The sequence below is a fragment of the Halorubrum sp. SP3 genome (assembly GCF_005435195.1).
Taxonomy (GTDB): domain Archaea; phylum Halobacteriota; class Halobacteria; order Halobacteriales; family Haloferacaceae; genus Halorubrum; species Halorubrum sodomense.
In genome coordinates, this window is sequence record NZ_SGTU01000253.1 from 1 (window position 1) to 588 (window position 588).

At 54.6% G+C, this 588-nt stretch carries 1 protein-coding gene; it reads right to left on the reverse strand.

The window, feature by feature from the left end; translation table 11 throughout:
* On the reverse strand, window positions 1-482 hold a 482-nt coding region (locus tag EXE42_RS16475), incomplete at its 3' end, for a PAS domain-containing protein (RefSeq protein WP_199240795.1).
* Window positions 483-588: the final 106 nt, after the last annotated feature.

Here is a 588-nt window from a genome sequence, read left to right on the forward strand (position 1 = left end):
GTGCTGCCGAGGAGTTCACCGGCCTCGTAATCGAAGATATCGGCATGGGCTTGGTTCATGTAGATATACTCGTGGTCCTCGTTCAGGATCGAGATACCGTCCATCGCCGCTTCCATCGCAGCGGACTGCATCTCTAGTTCGGTTTTTCTTTTTTTACGTTGGGTGATGTCTGTTGAGATCCCGAGCACAGCGTTGCTGTCGGTTTCTACTGGGTCGTAAGGGATCTTTGTCGTCTCCAAGAGCCGTGTCTCACCATCGGCGGTCGTCAACGTCTCCTTGGGAATTTGTTTAGGCTCGCCAGACGCTATAACGGCCTGATCGTCGGAGCGGAACTGGCTAACTTGCTCCTTGGAGTCTGCGAAGTCGGCGTCTGTAGCACCCTCGAGGTTATTGACGCTGGTCCCATACGCGTCGGCAGTGGCCTCGTTTGCTAGCAGAAACTCACCGGTCTCGTCTTTAGCGAAGACGAGCTGTGGGAGCATATCGATGATTTGGCGCAACTGGTCGCGAGTCGCTTGGGCACGGTCTCGATGGCGATGTCTTTCTACGGCGTTTCGAATCTGATTGGCAAGGATCGTGTACTGAGCT